The organism is Microlunatus kandeliicorticis (assembly GCF_014137855.1).
GTDB lineage: Bacteria > Actinomycetota > Actinomycetes > Propionibacteriales > Propionibacteriaceae > Microlunatus > Microlunatus kandeliicorticis.
On record NZ_JACGWT010000004.1, the window covers coordinates 138,579 to 156,056 of the forward strand.

At 72.2% G+C, this 17,478-nt stretch carries 15 protein-coding genes; 8 read left to right on the forward strand and 7 right to left on the reverse strand.

The window, feature by feature from the left end:
• Positions 1 to 23 precede the first annotated feature (23 nt).
• Both FHX74_RS12960 and FHX74_RS12965 read right to left on the reverse strand, forming a co-directional pair.
• Entirely contained in the window at positions 24 to 1,706 is a 1,683-nt protein-coding gene (locus FHX74_RS12960) for a purine-cytosine permease family protein (RefSeq protein WP_235970689.1), read from the reverse strand.
• Positions 1,707 to 1,848: 142 nt separating this feature from the next.
• Positions 1,849 to 2,433 (reverse strand): HhH-GPD-type base excision DNA repair protein, encoded by a 585-nt coding sequence (locus FHX74_RS12965; protein ID WP_182560607.1) that lies wholly within the window; start codon positions 2,431 to 2,433, stop codon positions 1,849 to 1,851.
• A 257-nt stretch (positions 2,434 to 2,690) separates the two neighbouring features.
• On the opposite strand from FHX74_RS12965, the gene FHX74_RS12970 reads away from it, so the two are divergent.
• Complete coding sequence (locus FHX74_RS12970; protein ID WP_328823806.1) at positions 2,691 to 4,124, forward strand: GH1 family beta-glucosidase; 1,434 nt, start codon at positions 2,691 to 2,693, stop codon at positions 4,122 to 4,124.
• 10 nt (positions 4,125 to 4,134) lie between these two features.
• Complete coding sequence (locus FHX74_RS12975) at positions 4,135 to 5,190, forward strand: LacI family DNA-binding transcriptional regulator (protein ID WP_182560609.1); 1,056 nt, start codon at positions 4,135 to 4,137, stop codon at positions 5,188 to 5,190.
• 148 nt (positions 5,191 to 5,338) lie between these two features.
• Here FHX74_RS12975 and lpdA read toward each other — a convergent pair whose 3' ends face one another.
• The gene (gene lpdA, locus FHX74_RS12980) at positions 5,339 to 6,730 is read right to left on the reverse strand and encodes a dihydrolipoyl dehydrogenase (protein ID WP_182560610.1); all 1,392 of its coding nucleotides are present in this window, start codon (positions 6,728 to 6,730) and stop codon (positions 5,339 to 5,341) included.
• A gap of 193 nt (positions 6,731 to 6,923) precedes the next feature.
• On the opposite strand from lpdA, the gene FHX74_RS12985 reads away from it, so the two are divergent.
• Entirely contained in the window at positions 6,924 to 8,450 is a 1,527-nt protein-coding gene (locus FHX74_RS12985; protein ID WP_182560611.1) for a helix-turn-helix domain-containing protein, read from the forward strand.
• A 91-nt stretch (positions 8,451 to 8,541) separates the two neighbouring features.
• On the opposite strand, the gene pdxY is transcribed toward FHX74_RS12985, so the two are convergent.
• Positions 8,542 to 9,396 (reverse strand): pyridoxal kinase PdxY, encoded by an 855-nt coding sequence (pdxY, locus tag FHX74_RS12990; RefSeq protein ID WP_182560612.1) that lies wholly within the window; start codon positions 9,394 to 9,396, stop codon positions 8,542 to 8,544.
• Positions 9,397 to 9,465: 69 nt separating this feature from the next.
• On the opposite strand from pdxY, the gene FHX74_RS12995 reads away from it, so the two are divergent.
• From FHX74_RS12995 to FHX74_RS13015, 5 genes are all read left to right on the forward strand, one after another.
• Entirely contained in the window at positions 9,466 to 10,362 is an 897-nt protein-coding gene (locus tag FHX74_RS12995; protein WP_182560613.1) for a serine hydrolase, read from the forward strand.
• Positions 10,363 to 10,710: 348 nt separating this feature from the next.
• Positions 10,711 to 11,385 (forward strand): PGPGW domain-containing protein, encoded by a 675-nt coding sequence (locus tag FHX74_RS13000; RefSeq protein ID WP_182560614.1) that lies wholly within the window; start codon positions 10,711 to 10,713, stop codon positions 11,383 to 11,385.
• Positions 11,386 to 11,470: 85 nt separating this feature from the next.
• Positions 11,471 to 12,277, forward strand: a complete 807-nt coding sequence (locus FHX74_RS13005; protein WP_182560615.1) for a glycerophosphodiester phosphodiesterase family protein — start codon at positions 11,471 to 11,473, stop codon at positions 12,275 to 12,277.
• Positions 12,274 to 13,623, forward strand: coding sequence for an MFS transporter (locus FHX74_RS13010; RefSeq protein WP_328823807.1), 1,350 nt, complete (start codon positions 12,274 to 12,276; stop codon positions 13,621 to 13,623). Before FHX74_RS13005 ends, FHX74_RS13010 begins: the two co-directional genes overlap by 4 nt.
• A gap of 83 nt (positions 13,624 to 13,706) precedes the next feature.
• Positions 13,707 to 14,084, forward strand: a complete 378-nt coding sequence (locus tag FHX74_RS13015; RefSeq protein ID WP_182560616.1) for an RNA polymerase-binding protein RbpA — start codon at positions 13,707 to 13,709, stop codon at positions 14,082 to 14,084.
• Positions 14,085 to 14,169: 85 nt separating this feature from the next.
• On the opposite strand, the gene FHX74_RS13020 is transcribed toward FHX74_RS13015, so the two are convergent.
• The 3 genes from FHX74_RS13020 to lnt all read right to left on the reverse strand — a co-directional run bounded on the left by FHX74_RS13020 (position 14,170) and on the right by lnt (position 17,471).
• Positions 14,170 to 14,730, reverse strand: coding sequence for an FxsA family protein (locus tag FHX74_RS13020; RefSeq protein WP_328823808.1), 561 nt, complete (start codon positions 14,728 to 14,730; stop codon positions 14,170 to 14,172).
• Positions 14,731 to 14,853: 123 nt separating this feature from the next.
• Positions 14,854 to 15,639, reverse strand: a complete 786-nt coding sequence (locus FHX74_RS13025) for a polyprenol monophosphomannose synthase (RefSeq protein ID WP_328823809.1) — start codon at positions 15,637 to 15,639, stop codon at positions 14,854 to 14,856.
• Entirely contained in the window at positions 15,636 to 17,471 is a 1,836-nt protein-coding gene (gene lnt, locus FHX74_RS13030; RefSeq protein ID WP_328823810.1) for an apolipoprotein N-acyltransferase, read from the reverse strand. Before lnt ends, FHX74_RS13025 begins: the two co-directional genes overlap by 4 nt.
• Positions 17,472 to 17,478 lie beyond the last annotated feature (7 nt).

Here is a 17,478-nt window from a genome sequence, read left to right on the forward strand (position 1 = left end):
CGACGGGCGAGCCCCCGGGCGGGTCAGGCCACAGGCTGGGCCGGCAGCACGTGGTCCTTGACGCTGTCGGTGCTCAGGCAGAGCGAGCAGACCACCGCGTCGTGGGTCAGGCAGGCGGTGACGTCGGGCCGCTCGAAGGACTGCCGACAGACGTGGCAGGTGAGCTCGACGTCCGAGGGGTTGCCGTCGGCGTCGTCCATCGGCAGGTCGAGGCCGTCGTCGGTGCGTCGCAGGTACCAGCGGCCCCGGGTGGCCAGGGCGATCACCGGCGGCAGCACGGCGGCCAGCCCGATGGCCACCAACGGGCTGAACGGCTGCAGGGTGGCGCCGAAGCCGCCGAAGAAGACCACGATCGACAGCCCGGCCGAGATGATCAGGGAGCCGAACCCGACCGGGTTGAACCCGTACAGCATCCCGCGGCGGAACTCGGGCCGCTTCGGTGACAGCTTGAGCAGGTACTTGTTGATCGCGATGTCGGAGGCGACCGCCACCACCCACGACATGCCGCAGTTGGCGTAGAAGCCGAGGATGGTGTTGAGGAAGTCGAACATGTTCGCCTCCATCAGCACCAGGGCGACCAGCAGGTTGAACGCCAGGAAGACGATCCGGCCCGGGTAGCGCTTGCTGATCCGGGTGAAGCTGTTGGTCCAGGCCAGCGACCCGGAGTAGGCGTTGGTGACGTTGATCTTGACCTGGCTGATCACCACCAGCGCGACGGCCAGCGCCAGGGCCACCGGCGCAGGCAGCAGGTCCCGGTAGATCTCCAGGAACTGGTGCACCGGCTGGTTCGCCACCGTCGCCCCGTCGGCGACGTTGGCGATGATGTAGACGGCCAGGAACAGACCGATCACCTGCTTGATCGCCCCGAACACCACCCAGCCGGGTCCGGCGATGATCACTGCACGCCACCAGCGTCGGCGGTTCTCCGCCGTCCGCGCCGGCATGAACCGCAGATAGTCGATCTGCTCGGCGATCTGGGCGATCAGCGACAGGCAGACCCCGGCGGCCAGCATCACCGAACCGAGGTCGGCACGGCCCTGCCCGTTCTCGCCCTGGTAGGCGAAGAAGGTGGCCACGGAGTCGGGGTGGCTGACCAGCAGGTAGACGAACGGGATGACCATCAGCACCAGCCAGAGCGGCGTGGTCCACAGCTGCAGCTTGCTCAGCACCTTCATCCCGTAGATCACCAGCGGGAAGATCACCAGGGTCGACACGGCGTACCCGGCCCAGAGCGGGACGCCCAGGCCCAGGAAGAGCCCCTGGGCCATGATCGACCCCTCGAGCGCGAAGAAGATGAAGGTGAAGGTGGCGAAGATGATGTTGCTGACCACCGAGCCGTAGTAGCCGAAGCCGCTGCCCCGGGTGATCAGGTCGAGGTCCAGGTTGTAGCGGGCGGCGTAGTAGGCCAGCGGGAAGCCGGTGGCGAAGATCACCACCGCGAAGACGGCGATCCCCCAGAGTGCGTTGGTGGTCCCGTAGGAGATGCCGATGTTCGCCCCGATGGCGAAGTCGGCCAGGTAGGCGATCCCGCCGAGCGCCGAGACGGCCACCACCCCGGTGCCCCAGCGCCGGAAGTGCCGCGGGGCGAAGCGGAGGGTGTAGTCCTCGAGCGTCTCCTTCGCCGCGGTGGTCCGGAGACCCTCGTCGCCGCCCGGCACCGGGCCGACGTCGGCGTCCCGGATCGCTTCGGTGGTGTCCTGGCTCATGATCGCCTCCCGCGCTCGGCGCGACGCCGGAGGGCACCGGTGCGGGAGCACCGGGAGGACGCCGCGGCCTCAGCGTGTCGCGATCACGACCGGCCTGGGTTTCGGCCCGGTATCAAGCCTGTTGCGGTCGCCGAACCGAGGCTCACCCGTCGGCGGCGGCGCGGGCCTGCGCCTTGACCGCCTTCTTGGTCTCGCGGACCTTCTGCAGCGAGGTCTGGTCGACCACGTCGGCGACCGAGCGGAACACCCCGCTCTCGCCGAAGTCGCCGGCCGCCTCGCGCCAGCCCTCCGGCGTCACGCCGTAGCGCTTGCCGAGCAGGGCGACCATGATCGCGGCCTTGGCCGGGCCGAAGCCGGGCAGGTCGGAGATCAGCTTCTTCAGCTCGGCCCCGGTGCCGGCGGAACCCCACAGCCGCGACGCGTCGCCGTCCCAGTCGTCGACCAACGCCCGGCAGACCTCGTGGACCCGCTTGCCCATCGACCCCGGGAACCGGTGCACCGCCGGTCGCTCGCTGCAGACGGCGACGAAGTCGTCGACCGGCATCGCGGCGATGGCGCCGACGTCGAACCGCCCGCCCATCCGGTCCGCGATCACCCGCGGGCCGCTGAACGCCTTCTCCATCGGCACCTGCTGGTCGAGCACCATCCCGATCAGCAGCGCGTTCGGGTCGGACGAGAGCAGGTCGTCGACCCGCTCGTCCCCGGTCAGGTGCACGGTCGGCGTCATGGCGGCATTCTCGCCGGGGTCGCCCGACGGGCGCCAGACCGGTCGGACTCGGTGCCGGTCGATCCGGGACGCGGTTCGCCGGTGGGCCGGTCTGGCAGGATGAGCGCCGCGTCGGGGACGCCGGGGGGACGCGCGACGCGACGATGAGAGCGCGACCACCGGGGCTGTCGGCGTGCGCCGGCCGAACGGACGGAGGGCGCAGCCACGGGTCGACGCCGACCACCGGTGTCACCCCCGACCAGCGAAGGGTGACCCGCGTGTCCACACCGGCCCGGACGTCCACCGCCCGTGCGTTCCCCGCCGACCTCACCTTCGGGGTCGCCACCGCCGCCTTCCAGATCGAGGGCGCCTCGCACACCGACGGTCGCACCGACTCGATCTGGGACGCGTTCTGCCGGGTACCGGGCGCGGTGATCAACGGCGACGACGGCTCGGTGGCCTGCGACCACTACCACCGCTACGCCGAGGACGTGGCGCTGATGGCCGAGCTCGGCGTCCAGTCCTACCGGTTCTCGACGTCGTGGGCGCGGATCCGGCCCGACGGCGGCCCGGTCAACCAGCGCGGGCTCGACTTCTACCGGCGGCTCGTCGACGAGCTGCTCGCGCACGGCATCCGGCCCTGGCTGACCCTCTACCACTGGGACCTGCCGCAGGCGATCGAGGAACAGGGCGGCTGGGCGGCCCGGGACACCGCCGAACGGTTCCGCGACTACGCGCTCGACGTCAACGCCGCGCTCGGCGACCGGGTCGACGTCTGGACCACCCTGAACGAGCCGTGGTGCGCGGCGTTCCTCGGCTACCTGGCCGGCGCCCACGCCCCCGGACGACAGGAGACCGACGCAGCACTCGCCGCCGGCCACCACCTGATGCTCGGCCACGGGCTCGCCGTCCAGGCGCTCCGCGAGCAGCGCGCCGACCTCACCCTCGGCTGCACCCTCAACTTCACCGTCGCCGAGCCGCTCGACCCCGGCTCGGAGGACGACCGGGACGCCGCCCGACGGATCGACGGCCAGATGAACCGCTTCTTCCTCGACCCGATCGTCCGCGGCGCCTACCCCGAGGACGTCCTCGCCGACCTCGACGGGCTGGGGCTCGAGCGGGTGGTCCGGGACGGCGATCTGGCGGTCATCTCGACCCCGATCGACGCGCTCGGCGTGAACTACTACCACGGCGAGTCGGTCAGCACCCGTCCGCCGGCCGAGCCGTTCGGTGGGGAGGCACCCACCGACCGGCAGACCCGGTCCCCGTTCCCGGCCGCCGAGGTCTTCAGCCATTCGCAGGGTCTGCCGACCACGGCGATGGGCTGGGAGATCCAGCCCGACGGGCTCGCGGCCTTGCTCACCCGGCTGCACACCGACTACACCGGACCCGCCGGGATCGCCCTGTGGGTGACCGAGAACGGCGCCGCGATGGACGACCGGGTCGGGCCCGACGGGCAGGTCGAGGACGGCGACCGCGAGGCGTTCCTGCTCGCCCACCTCGACGCCGTCGCCGGGGTGATCGAGGCCGGCGTGCCGGTGCACGGCTACTTCTACTGGTCGCTGCTGGACAACTTCGAGTGGGCCTGGGGCTACGCCAAGCGGTTCGGGCTGGTGCGGGTCGACTACGACACCCAGCGCCGGACCCCCAAGCGCAGCGCCCGCCGCTACGCCGAGGTGATCGCCACCCGTCGGCTGCCCGACGGGCGTTAGCCTCAGCCGCATGGAGGGCTCCGCGCACGTCGGCGGCCGTCGGGGACCCGGGACGAACGGTCGCCCGGGGGCGCCGACGCTGGAGATGGTCGCCGAGGCCGCCGGCGTCAGCCGGGCCACCGTGTCCCGGGTGGTCAACGGCTCCCCCAAGGTCCGCCCCGACGTGGCCCGACAGGTGCGCGACGCGATCCGCGCGCTCAACTACGTGCCCAACCGGGCCGCCCGGTCGCTGGCCGGCCGGCACACCTATGCCCTGGCCCTGATCGTCCCCGAGGACACCAGCCGGTTCTTCGGCGACCCGTACTTCGCGGCGATCACCCGGGGCATCACCCGGCGTCTCGACGACAGCGACTACATCCTCAACCTGCTGGTGGCCTCGGCCGACCCGGACCACAAGACCCTGCGCTATCTGCAGGGCGGCAACGTCGACGGGGCGTTCGTGGTCTCGCACCACAGCGGCGACACGCACCTGGCGGGGGTCGCCGACTCGGTGCCGCTGGTGCTCGGCGGCCGGCCGTACCTCGACGCGCTGCGCGACTGCTACTACGTCGACGTCGACAACGTCGCGGGCGCCGGGGTGGCGACCCGGCACCTGATCGACCGTGGCCGACGCCGGATCGGCACGGTGACCGGCCCGGCCGACATGCCGGCCGCCGCGGACCGGCTGACCGGCTGGCGCGACGCGATGGCTGCGGCCGGCCTCGATGACCGCGCGCGGGTGGCGGGCGACTTCACCCTCCCCGGCGGGGCGCGGGCCGCCCGGATGCTGCTCGACCGGCACCCCGAGCTCGACGCGATCTTCGTGGCCAACGACCTGATGGCCGCGGGCGTGCTCAGCGCCGTGCTCGACCGCGGTCTGCGGGTGCCCGACGACCTCGCCCTGGTCGGCTATGACGACAGCCCGGCGGCCATCGCGGGCGAGGTCGCGCTGACCACCGTGCGGCAACCGTCGGAACGGATGGGCGCGACGATGGCCGACTACCTGCTCGGGCTGCTCGCCGACGAGCCGCCCGCCGACCGGGCCTGCATCCTGCAGACCGAGCTCGTCGTCCGGGACTCGAGCTGACGCCCGAGCGGCGCTCCGACGAGCTCAGCGCGCGTCCCGGGCAATCCACGACGCTTCGACAGGCTCAGCGTGCGTTCACACCGGGAGCTCTGACGGGCTCAGCGCGTTCCGCGTGCGCTGAGCCTGTCGAAGGGCGGAGCCCGGTGGATCAGAAGTTGATCATGTGGCCGCCGACGCCGTGGGCGGCCTCCTTCAGTGCCTCGGACAAAGTCGGGTGGGCGTGGATGTTGCGGGCCACCTCGTGGGCGGTGAGGTCCCACTGCTGGGCCAGGGTCAGCTCGGGCAGCAGCTCGGTGACGTCCGGGCCGATCATGTGGGCGCCGAGGATCTCGCCGTACTTGGCGTCCGCGACGATCTTGACGAAGCCGGTCGCGTCGCCCAGGCCGTGCGCCTTGCCGTTCGCGGTGAACGGGAACTTGGCCGTGGTGACGTCGTAGCCGGCGTCCTTGGCCTGCGCCTCGGTCATCCCGAACGAGCCGATCTGCGGCTGGCAGTAGGTCGCCCGCGGCACCATCCGGTAGTCGATCGCCATCGTCTCGGCGCCGGCGATCGTCTCGGCGGCGACCAGCCCCATCGCCTCGGCGTTGTGGGCCAGCATCAGCTTCGCGGTGACGTCGCCGATCGCGTAGATGTTCGGCACCGAGGTGCGCATGTAGTCGTCGATCTCGATCGCGCCGCGCTCGGTCAGCTTCACCCCGGTGGCCTCCAGGCCGTAGCCCTCGACGCGCGGGCCGAAGCCGATCGCCTCCATCACCTTGTCGGCCTCGAGCACCTGAGAGTCGCCACCCTGGGCCGGGGAGACGGTGACCTTGACCGTGTCGCCGCTGTCGTCGATCGACTCGACCTTGGTGGAGGTCATCACCGTGATGCCGAGCTTCTTGTAGGCCTTGGCCAGCTCGGCGCTGATCTCCGGCTCCTCGAGCGGGACCAGCCGGTCGAGGAACTCCACGATGGTCACGTCGACGCCGTAGTTGGCCATCACGTAGCCGAACTCGACACCGATCGCGCCGGCGCCGGCGATGATGATCGACCCCGGGAGCTGATCGGTCATGATCTGCTCCTCGTAGGTGACCACCTTGTCGCTCAGCCTGGTGCCGGGCAGCAGCTTGGTGGTCGCGCCCACCGCGATGATGCAGTGGTCGAAGGTGACCTCACCCTCGTCCTTGCCCTTGATCTGGAGCGTGTGCGCGTCGGTGAACGTGCCCCAGCCGTTGATCTCGGTGATCTTGTTCTTCTTCATCAGGAAGTGGACGCCCTTGACCATCCGGTCGGCGACCCCGCGGCTCCGCTTCCAGGCCGCGCCGAAGTCGAAGGTGACGTCGCCGTTGATGCCGTAGGTCTTCGCGTCGTGGGTGAAGATGTGGCTGAGCTCCGCGTTGCGCAGCAGCGCCTTCGACGGGATGCAGCCGACGTTGAGGCAGACCCCGCCCCAGTACTTCTCCTCGACGATGGCCGTCTTCAGCCCCAGCTGAGCGGCTCGGATCGCGGCCACGTACCCGCCGGGTCCGGCCCCGAGCACCACGACATCAAAATGCGTCATGGGGCAACTGTAGTGAGCACGGCCGCCGATCCGTCCGCGCGGCCGACGCGCGGCGGCCGCCCGTTGTGACGCTGCTCACCAGCCGCATACCGATGGGGCTGATGGTGTCGCTGTGGCGCCTGAGGTCGATCGGGCGGGCTGCGACACGCGGATCGATGCCGGAATATCTCGGATCTGAGTTATCGTCGTCGCCGTGACCGAAACCAGTCTCGACCACATCGGCGGCCTGATCCGTGATGCGCGCAAGCACCGTGGGCTGACGCAGATCCAACTTGCCACCCGGCTCGGGACCAGTCAAAGCGCGGTCCACCGGATCGAGGCCGGCAACCAGAACATCAGCGTCGACATGGTCAACCGGATCGCCCGGGCGCTCGACAGCCCCATCCTGTCCGTCGGCGGCGCCGGCCCGACCCACCTGCGGGTGCAGGGTGGGGCCAAGCTCAGCGGGTCGATCCCGGTCCGGTCGAGCAAGAACGCCGCGGTCGCGCTGCTCTGCGCCAGCTTGCTCAACCAGGGCACCACCGTGCTCCGCGGGATCGCCCGGATCGAGGAGGTCAACCGGATCCTCGAGGTGCTCACCTCGATCGGCGTCCGGGCCACCTGGTCCGAGGACCGCGCCGACCTCACGATCACCCGGCCGGCCGAGCTCGACCTCGCCGCGATGGACGTCGAGGCGGCCCGCCGCACCCGCAGCGTGATCATGTTCCTCGGGCCGCTGCTGCACGCCTACGCCGACTTCCGGCTCCCCTACGCCGGCGGCTGCGACCTCGGTGCGCGCACCATCGAGCCGCACCTGCAGGTGCTGCGCCGGTTCGGGCTGTCGGTGCTGGCCACCGACGGCTACTACCACTGCACGGTCGACGCCGACGTCGAGCCGACCCGGCCGATCACCCTCACCGAGCGCGGCGACACCGTCACCGAGAACGCCCTGCTCGCCGCGGCGATGACGCCGGGCACCACGGTGCTCCGCAACGCCAGCCCCAACTACATGGTGCAGGACCTGTGCGCCTTCCTGATGGCGCTGGGCGTGCAGATCGAGGGCGTCGGCACCACCACGCTCAAGGTGCACGGGGTCGAGGAGATCCGCGCCGACGTCACCTACGCCCCGAGCGAGGACCCGATCGAGGCGATGAGCCTGATCACCGCGGCCATCGTCACCGAGTCGGAGCTGACCATCCAGCGGGCACCGATCGAGTTCCTCGAGATCGAGCTGTCGATCCTCGAGGAGATGGGTCTCGACTTCGACCTCAGCGACGAGTACACCGCCGAGAACGGGCTGACCCGGCTGGTCGACCTGACGGTGCGGCCGTCGGTGCTGCGGGCCCCGATCGACAAGATCCACCCGATGCCGTTCCCCGGGCTCAACATCGACAACCTGCCGTTCTTCGCGGTGATCGCGGCGACCGCCGAGGGCAAGACGATCATCCACGACTGGGTCTACGAGAACCGGGCGATCTACCTCACCGAGCTCAACCGGCTCGGTGCCCGGGTGCAGCTGCTCGACCCGCACCGGGTGATCGTCGAGGGCCCGACCCGCTGGCGCGGCCAGCACGTGGTCTGTCCGCCGGCGCTGCGGCCGGCGGTCTGCATCCTGCTCGGGATGCTCGCCGCCCGCGGCGAGTCGGTGCTCCGCGACGTCTACGTGATCAACCGCGGCTACGAGGACCTGGCCAACCGGCTCAACGCGGTCGGCGCCAACATCGAGGTGTTCCGGGACTGAACCCGGCCCACCACCCACGGACCACGGCAACGGGGGTGATCGGCACCGAGGACGGTGCCGATCACCCCCGTCGTGCGTCCGCGTCCGCGGTTCAGCCCAGCGCGGTCACCTCGAAGGTCCGCGTCGGCGCGACGAGCTGGTCCTGGGCCGCGACCAGCTGGAGCTCGCGGGCGTCGGCGGCCCAGGTGGCGTCGAGCACGCCGTAGACGATCGCCGCCGTCCGGGCCAGCGCCTCGGCCAGGCCGACGCCGTCGAGCAGCGCGGCCAGGAACATCGCCGCGGTGAGGTCGCCCGTCCCGTTGAAGGTCCGCGGCAGCAGCGGGGTGCGGACCGCCCAGGCGCCGGTGTCGTCGACGGCCACCATCTCCACCTGGTCCGCGGGCGTCTGCTCGTGCCGGACGCTGGTCACCAACACGGTCCGCGGACCGCGACGCCGCAGCTCCGCGGCCGCGGCGAGGACGTCGGCCAGCGTGGTCACCGGGTGGTCGGTCAGGTACTCCAGCTCGAACTGGTTGGGCGTCACCACCTGCGCGGCGGGCAGCACCCGGTCCTTGATCAACGGAGCCAGCTCGGGCCGGACGTAGACGCCGCGGTCGTCGTCGCCGATCACCGGGTCGCAGCAGTAGATCGCGGCCGGGTTGCGCCGCTTGACCAGGTCGACCGCGGCCAGGATCGCCGCGCTCACCTCGGGCGCGCCCTGGTAGCCGCTGAGCACCGCGTCGCAGCGGCCGAGCACGCCGCGCTCGTCGATTCCGGTGACCACGTCGAGGACGTCGTCGGCGCCGAGCATCGGCCCTCGCCAGGCGCCATAGCCGGTGTGGTTGGAGAAGTGCACGGTGATCACCGGCCAGACCTCGACGCCCCGTCGCATCAGCGGGAACGTCGCCGCACTGTTCCCGACGTGCCCGTAGGCCACCGAGGACTGGATCGACAGGATGCTGGTCACCGCGCCATTCTCTCGTCGCGGGGTGGTCTCGCGTCGCGGTCCGGTGGCCGCGGCTGCGAAGCTGGGCGCGTGTCCGAAGAACCCCGGCTGCGCGACGAGGTCGCCCGACTGATCGACGAGCACTGCGGCGGTCGGGCGGTCGACGTCTCGGTCGAGGTGCGGACCCCGGACGGACCGGTGCTCGAGCGCGAACCGCTCCGCCCGCACTACGCCGCGAGCACCATGAAGCTGCCGGTGCTGGTCGCCGCCTACCGGCAGCGCGACCGCGGGCAGCTCGACCTGGACGCCGAGATGCGCGTCCACAACGACTTCGCCTCGCTCGGCTCCGGGCGGTTCGCGCTCGACCCGGCCGACGACTCCGACCCGCAGGTCTGGGACCGGCTCGGCGGCACCGCGCCGCTCGGCTGGCTCTGCCGGCGGATGGTCGTCCGGTCCTCCAACCTCGCCACCGACCTGGTGCTCGAGCAGGTCGGCTTCGACCCGGTGGCCGAGGCGATCACGGCCTGCCGCGCGGACGGGGTGCAGGTCGGCCGGACGATCGGCGACTTCGGTGCTCAGGGCGACGGGCACTCCAACCGGGTGACCGCGGCCGGGCTCGCCGCGACGCTGTGGTCGCTCGAGCGCGGGACCGCGGCCGCCCCGGACACCTGCGCCGAGCTGCTGGACGTGCTGGCCGCCAACGAGGTCGACACCGACGTCCGCCCGGGTCTCCCGCCCGGCACCTGGGTCGCCCACAAGAACGGCTGGGTCAGCGACGCGGTCCACGACGCCGCGCTGGTCCGCCCGGACGACGCCCCTCCGTTCACGCTGGTGGTGCTGACCAGCGGGGCCTGGGCCGACCTGCCCACCGGAGCCGACCCCGACGCCCCCGAGCACCAGCCCGCGATCGAGGCCGGCAACAAGCGTGGCCACGCCCTGATCCGCACCCTCGCCGCCGCCACCTGGCGTCGTCGCCACCAGCTCTGAGGTGGCATCACGGGCGCCCCGAGCTTGTCAAAGGGCGTCCTGTGGTCCGCGGCGCTTCGACGGGCTCAGCGCGCGGACGGGCGCTTCGACAGGCTCAGCGCGGTGGGCGCTTCGACAGGCTCAGCGCGGTGGGCGCTTCGACAGGCTCAGCGTGCGTGGGCGCTTCGAGGGGCGTGCGTGGGCGCTTCGACAGGCTCAGCGTGCGGACGGCGCTTCGATGGGCTCAGCGTGCGGACGGCGCTTCGACGGGCTCAGCGTCCGGCAGGCGCTTCGACGGGCTCAGCGTGCGTCGGCGGGGTCGTCCGCGACCCCGGGCCGGGAGTTGCCCGGGCTCCTAGCATGGGTGCCATGCCCGCGCCGGCCGAGGACAGCCCGCCGCCGGGCGGGGGTGCGTCCACCCGGGCCCCGGCGACCCACGGCCGACGGCACCCGCCGCACCAGTCGGCCCCGGGTCACCGGAACGGCCGCGCCGACCACGCGCCGCAGGGCGTCCCCCACCTGACCGCCGCCGAGGCCGCCACCGCGTTCTCCGCCGACGTTCTGACCGAACCGCTGCCGCCGGACGCCAGCCCGCGCGAACGCCGCCGGTTCCACCGCCGCCGCGAGAACGAGCACCTGCTCCGCGAACGCCAGCGCCACGACCGCTGGCACTGGCGGCGCAAGGTCCGCGCCGACCCGCGGATGCGGGTGGTCTACCGCTTCCTGATCGGCATGGCCGGTCTGCTGCTGATCGTGGCCGGGCTGGTCACCGGTCCGCTGCCCGGCCCCGGAGGCATCCCGCTGGTGCTGCTCGGTCTGGCCGTCTGGGCCAGCGAGTTCATCTGGGCGCACCGGCTGATGCAGCGGTTCAAGGCCGCCGTGCACTGGTTCGGCCGGCTCAGCCGTCGCCGCAAGGTGGCGATCATCGGCGGCATCGTGCTGGTCGTCCTCGGCGCCGGGTGGGGCGCCCTGGTCGTGGCCGGGGTGCCCGGCTGGGTGCCCGAACCCGTGAACGGCTGGCTCCGGGCGCTGCCCGCGGTCTGACCGCCCGCGGCCGTGCGCTCGGGCGGGCCCGGCGGATGCCGCCGCGCGTCCCCGATCCGTCGCCCCGGCTGGCCATAATGCCGCCATGCGGGCCGGCGACTTCGTCTTCTTCGACGCACCCTTCCTCGCCTTCGCCCACCGGGGCGGCGCGGCGTACGGCCCGAACGTCGGCCGCGAGAACACCCGGCACGCCTTCGACCAGGCGGTCGCGCTCGGCTATCGCTATCTGGAGACCGACGTGCACCGGACCGCCGACGGCGTCCTCGTCGCCTTCCACGACGACCGGCTCGACCGGGTCGCCGACCGGCCGGGACTCATCGCCGACCTCACCTCCGCCGAGCTGGCCGAGGTGCGGATCGGTGACCGGGACGCGATCCCGACCTTCGCCGAGCTGCTCGAGGCCCATCCGCGAGCGCGGTTCAACGTCGACGCCAAGGCCGACGGCAGCGTCGACCTGCTGGCCCGGACCATCGCCGAGCACGAGGCCTCCGAACGGGTCTGTGTGAGCTCGTTCAGCCCGGCCCGGCTGCACCGGCTGCGACGGCTGCTTCCCGGCGTGGCGTCGGCCGCGACCAGCCGCGGGGTGTTGTGGAACCGGCTCGCGCCCGCGCTCACCCGCTTGATCAACACCCCCGCGCCGGCCCTCCAGCTGCCCACCCACCACACCGTCGGCGGACGCCGGGTCCGCATCCTCACCCCCGGGCTGATCCGGGCGGTGCACCGGGCCGGGAAGCAGGTGCACGTCTGGACGGTCGACGACCGCGCCGAGATCGAGCGGCTCTGCGACCTCGGGGTCGACGGGATCTTCACCGACCGGCCCGACACCCTCAAGGACGTGCTGACCGCCCGCGGGTTGTGGGCCGGCGACGAGCAGGCGGGAGCCGCCCGGTGAGCGCGGTCAAGATCGAACCCACGCTGCCCGAACGTCCGGGAGCCGGCGGTCCGGTCGCCCGGGTCCGTCGCCGCACCGTGGTCGCCTGGGCCTCCTGGGACTGGGGCAGCTCGGCGTTCAACGCGGTGATCACCTCGTTCGTCTTCGGCCCCTACCTCGTCCGCGGTGTGGTCGGCGAGGCGCGGCCGCTCGGTCTCAGCGGCGACACCTGGCTCGGCATCTCCAACGCCTGCGCCGGCGTCCTGATCGCGCTGCTCGCCTCGGTGACCGGGCAGCGGGCCGACGCCGGCGGGCACCGCCGCCGCTCGCTCGCCGTCTGGACCGGGCTGGTGGTGATCGTCATGCTGGCGCTGTTCAGCGTCCGCAACGAGCCCTCGTACCTCTGGATCGGGCTGGTCCTGATGGCCACCGGGGCGATCTTCATCGAGTTCGCCGGGGTCTCCTACAACGCGATGCTGCCGCAGGTCTCCACGCCGGCGACGCTGGGCCGGGTCTCCGGGTTCGGCTGGGCGATGGGGTACGCGGGCGGCATCTTCCTGCTGCTGATCCTCTACGTCGGGTTCATCGCCCCGGACGTGGGCTGGTTCGGGGTCACCTCCGAGGGCGGGCTGCGGTTCCGGATGGTCGCCGTCTTCTCCGCGGTCTGGTTCGCGCTGTTCGCGCTCCCGGTGCTGTTCGCGGTGCCCGAGGTGCCGGCGGGACCGAAGACCCGGCGGGTCGGGCTGATCGCCAGCTACCGCGTGCTGTTCCGCGACGTCCGGGCGCTCTGGCGGGCCGATCGCAACTCCGTCTACTTCCTGATCGCCAGCGCGCTCTACCGCGACGGGCTGGCCGCCGTGTTCAGCTTCGGCGCCATCCTGGCGGTCAGCGTCTACGGGATGGCCCAGAGCACGGTGCTGATCTTCGGGATCGTGGCCAACCTGGTGGCCGCCGCGGGCGCGCTGGTGCTGGGCCGGGTCGAGGACGTCATCGGGCCGAAACGGGTGATCACCCTCTCGCTGGTCGGGCTGATCGTGACCGCGACGATCCTGCTGTTCGCCGAGGGCACCACGATGTTCTGGATCTTCGGGCTGATCCTCTGCCTGTGGGTCGGGCCGGCCCAGGCGAGCTCGCGGGCCTTCCTGGCCCGGATCGCCCCGCGCGGACGGGAGGGCCAGATGTTCGGCTTGTACGCCACCACCGGCCGGGCGGTATCGTTCCTCGCTCCGGCGTTGTTCGCGCTGTTCTCCGGTCTGTTCACCGACCGGATCGGTATCGTCGGGATCGCGCTGGTCTTGCTGGGGGGCCTACTGGCGCTGCTCAAGGTCCGGTCGCCACACCGGATCCAGTCTCCGCCGCCGTCCTGAGGCTCCAGGCTGGTCGTCGGCGGAACATTTCGGGGGCATCAGGAGTTGGACCCTGTAGTCGACACGTGGGAAGGGTGTACGCCATGGCAGATCGTTCGCTCAAGGGAACGGGGCTGGGCGCCAAGAGCTTCGAGGACGAGGCCGGAGTCGAGTTCGCCGCTCGTCGTGAGATCCGTTACAACTGCCCGAAGGGGCACACGTTCACGCTGACCTTCGCCGAGGAAGCCGAGATCCCCTCGCTGTGGGAGTGCCCGCGGTGCGGAGCGGAGACGCTCCGCTCGGACACCGAGCGCCCGCAGGCCAAGGAGGAGAAGCCGGTCCGCACGCACTGGGACATGCTGCGTGAGCGCCGGTCGATCGCCGAGCTCGAGGAACTGCTCGCCGAGCGGCTGGACCTGTTGCGCTCCGGCGCGATGGGGCCGAACTACCGCTCCAGCGGAGGCTCGAAGAAGAGCGCCTGACCGCGCGCCGGTCGCCCTGGAGGTGACCGGCGCTCCGCACGACGAAGCCCCACCGGGCTGTGGCACCGGTGGGGCTTTTCGCGTGTCAGGGTCGGCCGGCGTCGCCGAGCTCGCCCCGGATGACCAGCGGGTCCTCCCGGCGCGGGTCGCCGGACCCCGGCTCGACCACCTCACCCTCGATCACCACGTGGTCGGCACCGTCGCGTCGTCCGGCGAATCCCGGCGGCACCATCAGACCGGACTCGAACCGGGCCAGCCGCCGCGCCAGCACCAGGCCCAGCGCCCAGCGGGCCAGCGGCCGGGTGAACGGGATCAGGCAGATCAGCCCGAACACGTCGGTGACGAAGCCGGGGACGATCAGCAGCAGGCCGCCGACCAGCACCAGCGCGGCGTCGGTGAGCTCACGGGTCGGCATCCGGCCCTCGGCGACCGAGACGTTGAGCGCGCGCCAGGCGGCCCGGCCCTCGCGCTTGGTCAGCCAGGCCCCGAACACCGCCTCGACCACCAGGATCAGCAGCGTCCACCCGACGCCGATCGCCTGCCCGACCTGGATCAGCAGCCAGATCTCGACGAACGGGAGCGCCACCAGCACGGCGACGAGGAGCAGGAAGCCGATCCCGCCGCGCGGTCTCACCGAGGTGTTCACGTCTCCCATGGTCCCGCAGCCCGGGCGGTCGCCCAAGGAACGCCGGCTGGCCGCAGCCCTGATCGTTCCCTGGTTTCCCGGCCCGCGCCGACGGGCCGGGCGTGGAACGGAAGCGGATCTTGGTCAGGACCCGGCGACCTGCTTGCGCGACCGGCCGAGCAGCCCGCGCAGCTGCTGGCCGCGGTACTCGATGCCCCACAGCGTGGTCCGCAGCAGCGCCTCGACGACGATCCGCTGGCTCATCTTGGAGTTGCCGTACTCGCGCTCGACGAAGGTGATCGGCACCTCGACCACACTGAAGCCGGCCTTGAGCGCCCGCCACAGCAGGTCGACCTGGAAGCAGTAGCCCGCCGAGGCGACGTCGTCGAGCCCGAGCCCGAGCAGCGTCCGCCGCCGGAACGCCCGGTAGCCGCCGGTCGCGTCGCGGGTGTGGATGCCCAGCGCCAGTCGCGTCCACAGGCTGCCGCCGCGCGACAGCGCCTCGCGCGACTTCGGCCAGTTGACCACCGCGCCGCCGCGGACCCAGCGCGAGCCGAGCACCAGGTCGGCACCCGGTCCGCCGTCGGCGCCGCTGAGCGCGTCGAGCATCCGCGGCAGCTGCTCGGGCTGGTGCGATCCGTCCGCGTCCATCTCGACCAGCACGTCGTAGCCGCGCTCGAGTCCCCAGTCGAAACCGGCCAGGTAGGCGGCACCGAGGCCCTGTTTGCCACGCCGGTGCATCACGTGCAGGTGGTCGTCCTCGGCGGCCAGCTTGTCGGCGAGCTCGCCGGTGCCGTCCGGCGAGTTGTCGTCGGCGATCAGCACGTCGGCCTGCGGCACGGCGGTCCGCACCCGCCCGGTGATCCGCTCGACGTTCTCGACCTCGTTGTAGGTCGGGATGATCACCAGGATCCGGCCCAGCTCGGTCACGCGCCCTGCCTCTCCGTGGCCGGCTGCGCGTCCGGCCGCTGCGATGTCGGACCATCCTGGCCCGTCCGGTGGTCCGTGGCCAGCCGACCGGCCGTGCGGCGGCGGACCAGCACCGCGGCGCCGGCGCCGACCAGCGCGGCGAGCAGCCCGACCAGCGCGAGCCCGTCGTCGATCCAGCTCCCCCAGCGCACCGCGGGGGTGATCGCCGACCGCAGCGGCATCGTCACCACCCGGTCGGCGTGGGTGAACTGCTGGGAGCGCCAGACCACCGTGCCGTCCCGGTCGATGAAGCCCGACACGCTGTTGGTGGTGGCCACCGCGATCTCGCGCCGGGTCTCCATCGCCCGGGTCCGGGTGATCGCGAACTGTTGCTCGATCTGCCCGGTGCCGCCGTAGGTGGCGTTGTTGCTCTGCACCATCAGCACCTGCGCGCCGGCGGTGATCGCCTGGTGCACGGTGGCGTCGTAGGCGAGCTCGAAGCAGATCACGTCCCCGACGGCCAACGGACGGGTGCCGCCGTCGGCGGTGGGCACGGTCACCCGCATCACCCCGGGCCGGGTGCCCGGGACCGACTGGGCGCCGACCAGCTTGAGCATCGGGATCAGCGGCAGCAGCTGGTCGCGGAACGGGATCCACTCGCCGAACGGCACCAGGTTGCGCTTGTCGTAGCGGCCGGTGATGGTGCCGCCGGGCTGCCAGAACAGCGCCGACGTCTGCCGTTCGTCCGGCCCGGGGCCGTCCATCACCGCGCCGACCATGATCGGGACGCCCGCGATCCGGGCGGCCGCGTCGACCACCAGCCGGGTCTGCGCGTCCTCGGTGGGGTCGATGTCGGTGGAGTTCTCCGGCCAGAGGATGAAGTCGGGACGCGGCATCCGGCCGAGCCGGACGTCCGTGGCCAGGTCGACGGTCTGGCTGAGGTGGTTGAGGGTCACCGTCCGCGCCCGGCCCATGGCCTCGATCCCGCGGCCGGGCACGTTGCCCTGCACGATGCCGACGTTGACGCTGCCCTGGGTGCCGGCGGCCGGCTCGGGCTCCCAGCCCCGCAGCGGCACCCCGACGCCGACCACGACCGCGGCGACCAGCACGGCCGCGCCGAGCGCGCCGAGGGTTCCCCGGCCCGTCCGTCGGCTCGGCTGGCGGCGTCCCCAGGGCAGCCAGCGGAGCAGGACCCAGGCCAGCAGCTGCCCGAGCAGGGCGGTCAGGAAGCTCACCCCGGCCACCCCGACGAACGGCAGGTAGCCGGCCAGCGGGGTGTCGACCACCGGGTAGGCGATCCGCGTCCACCCGAAGCCGCCGAACGGGAACCGCGCGTAACCGAACTCCACCAGCACCCAGGCGGCCGCGGCCCCGACCGGCCACAGCGAGAAGCGGGTGACCGCCCGCAGCCGGCTGACCAGGGTCAGAGCCAGCCCGAGCAGGGCGAAGAACAGCGCCTCGAAGGCGATCAGGGCGACCGCGACCGGCACCCCGAGGACGTGGATCCAGCCGATGGCCAGCACCAGCATGACCAGACCGAACAGGTAGCCCAGACCGAACGCGCGACGCGGCCGCGCACCGGCCACCGCGAGGGTGAGGCCGGCGACCCCCGGGAACAGCAGCGGCCACAGCCCGTAGGGCTCCCAGCTCAGTCCGACCGCGAGACCCGAGGCCAGCGTCAGCAGCAGCCGGAGCCAGCCCCGTCGGCGGGGTTCGGTCCAGCGCTCGTTCCGCAGCCGACGGCGCTCCCGGCGGCGTCCGCGGCGGCTCCCGCGTCCGATCGGCGCGGGCGGCTCCGCCCGGTCGCCCTCCGGCGCCACGGTCTGCGCGGAGGTCGGAGCGGTGGTGGACACCGCGCGA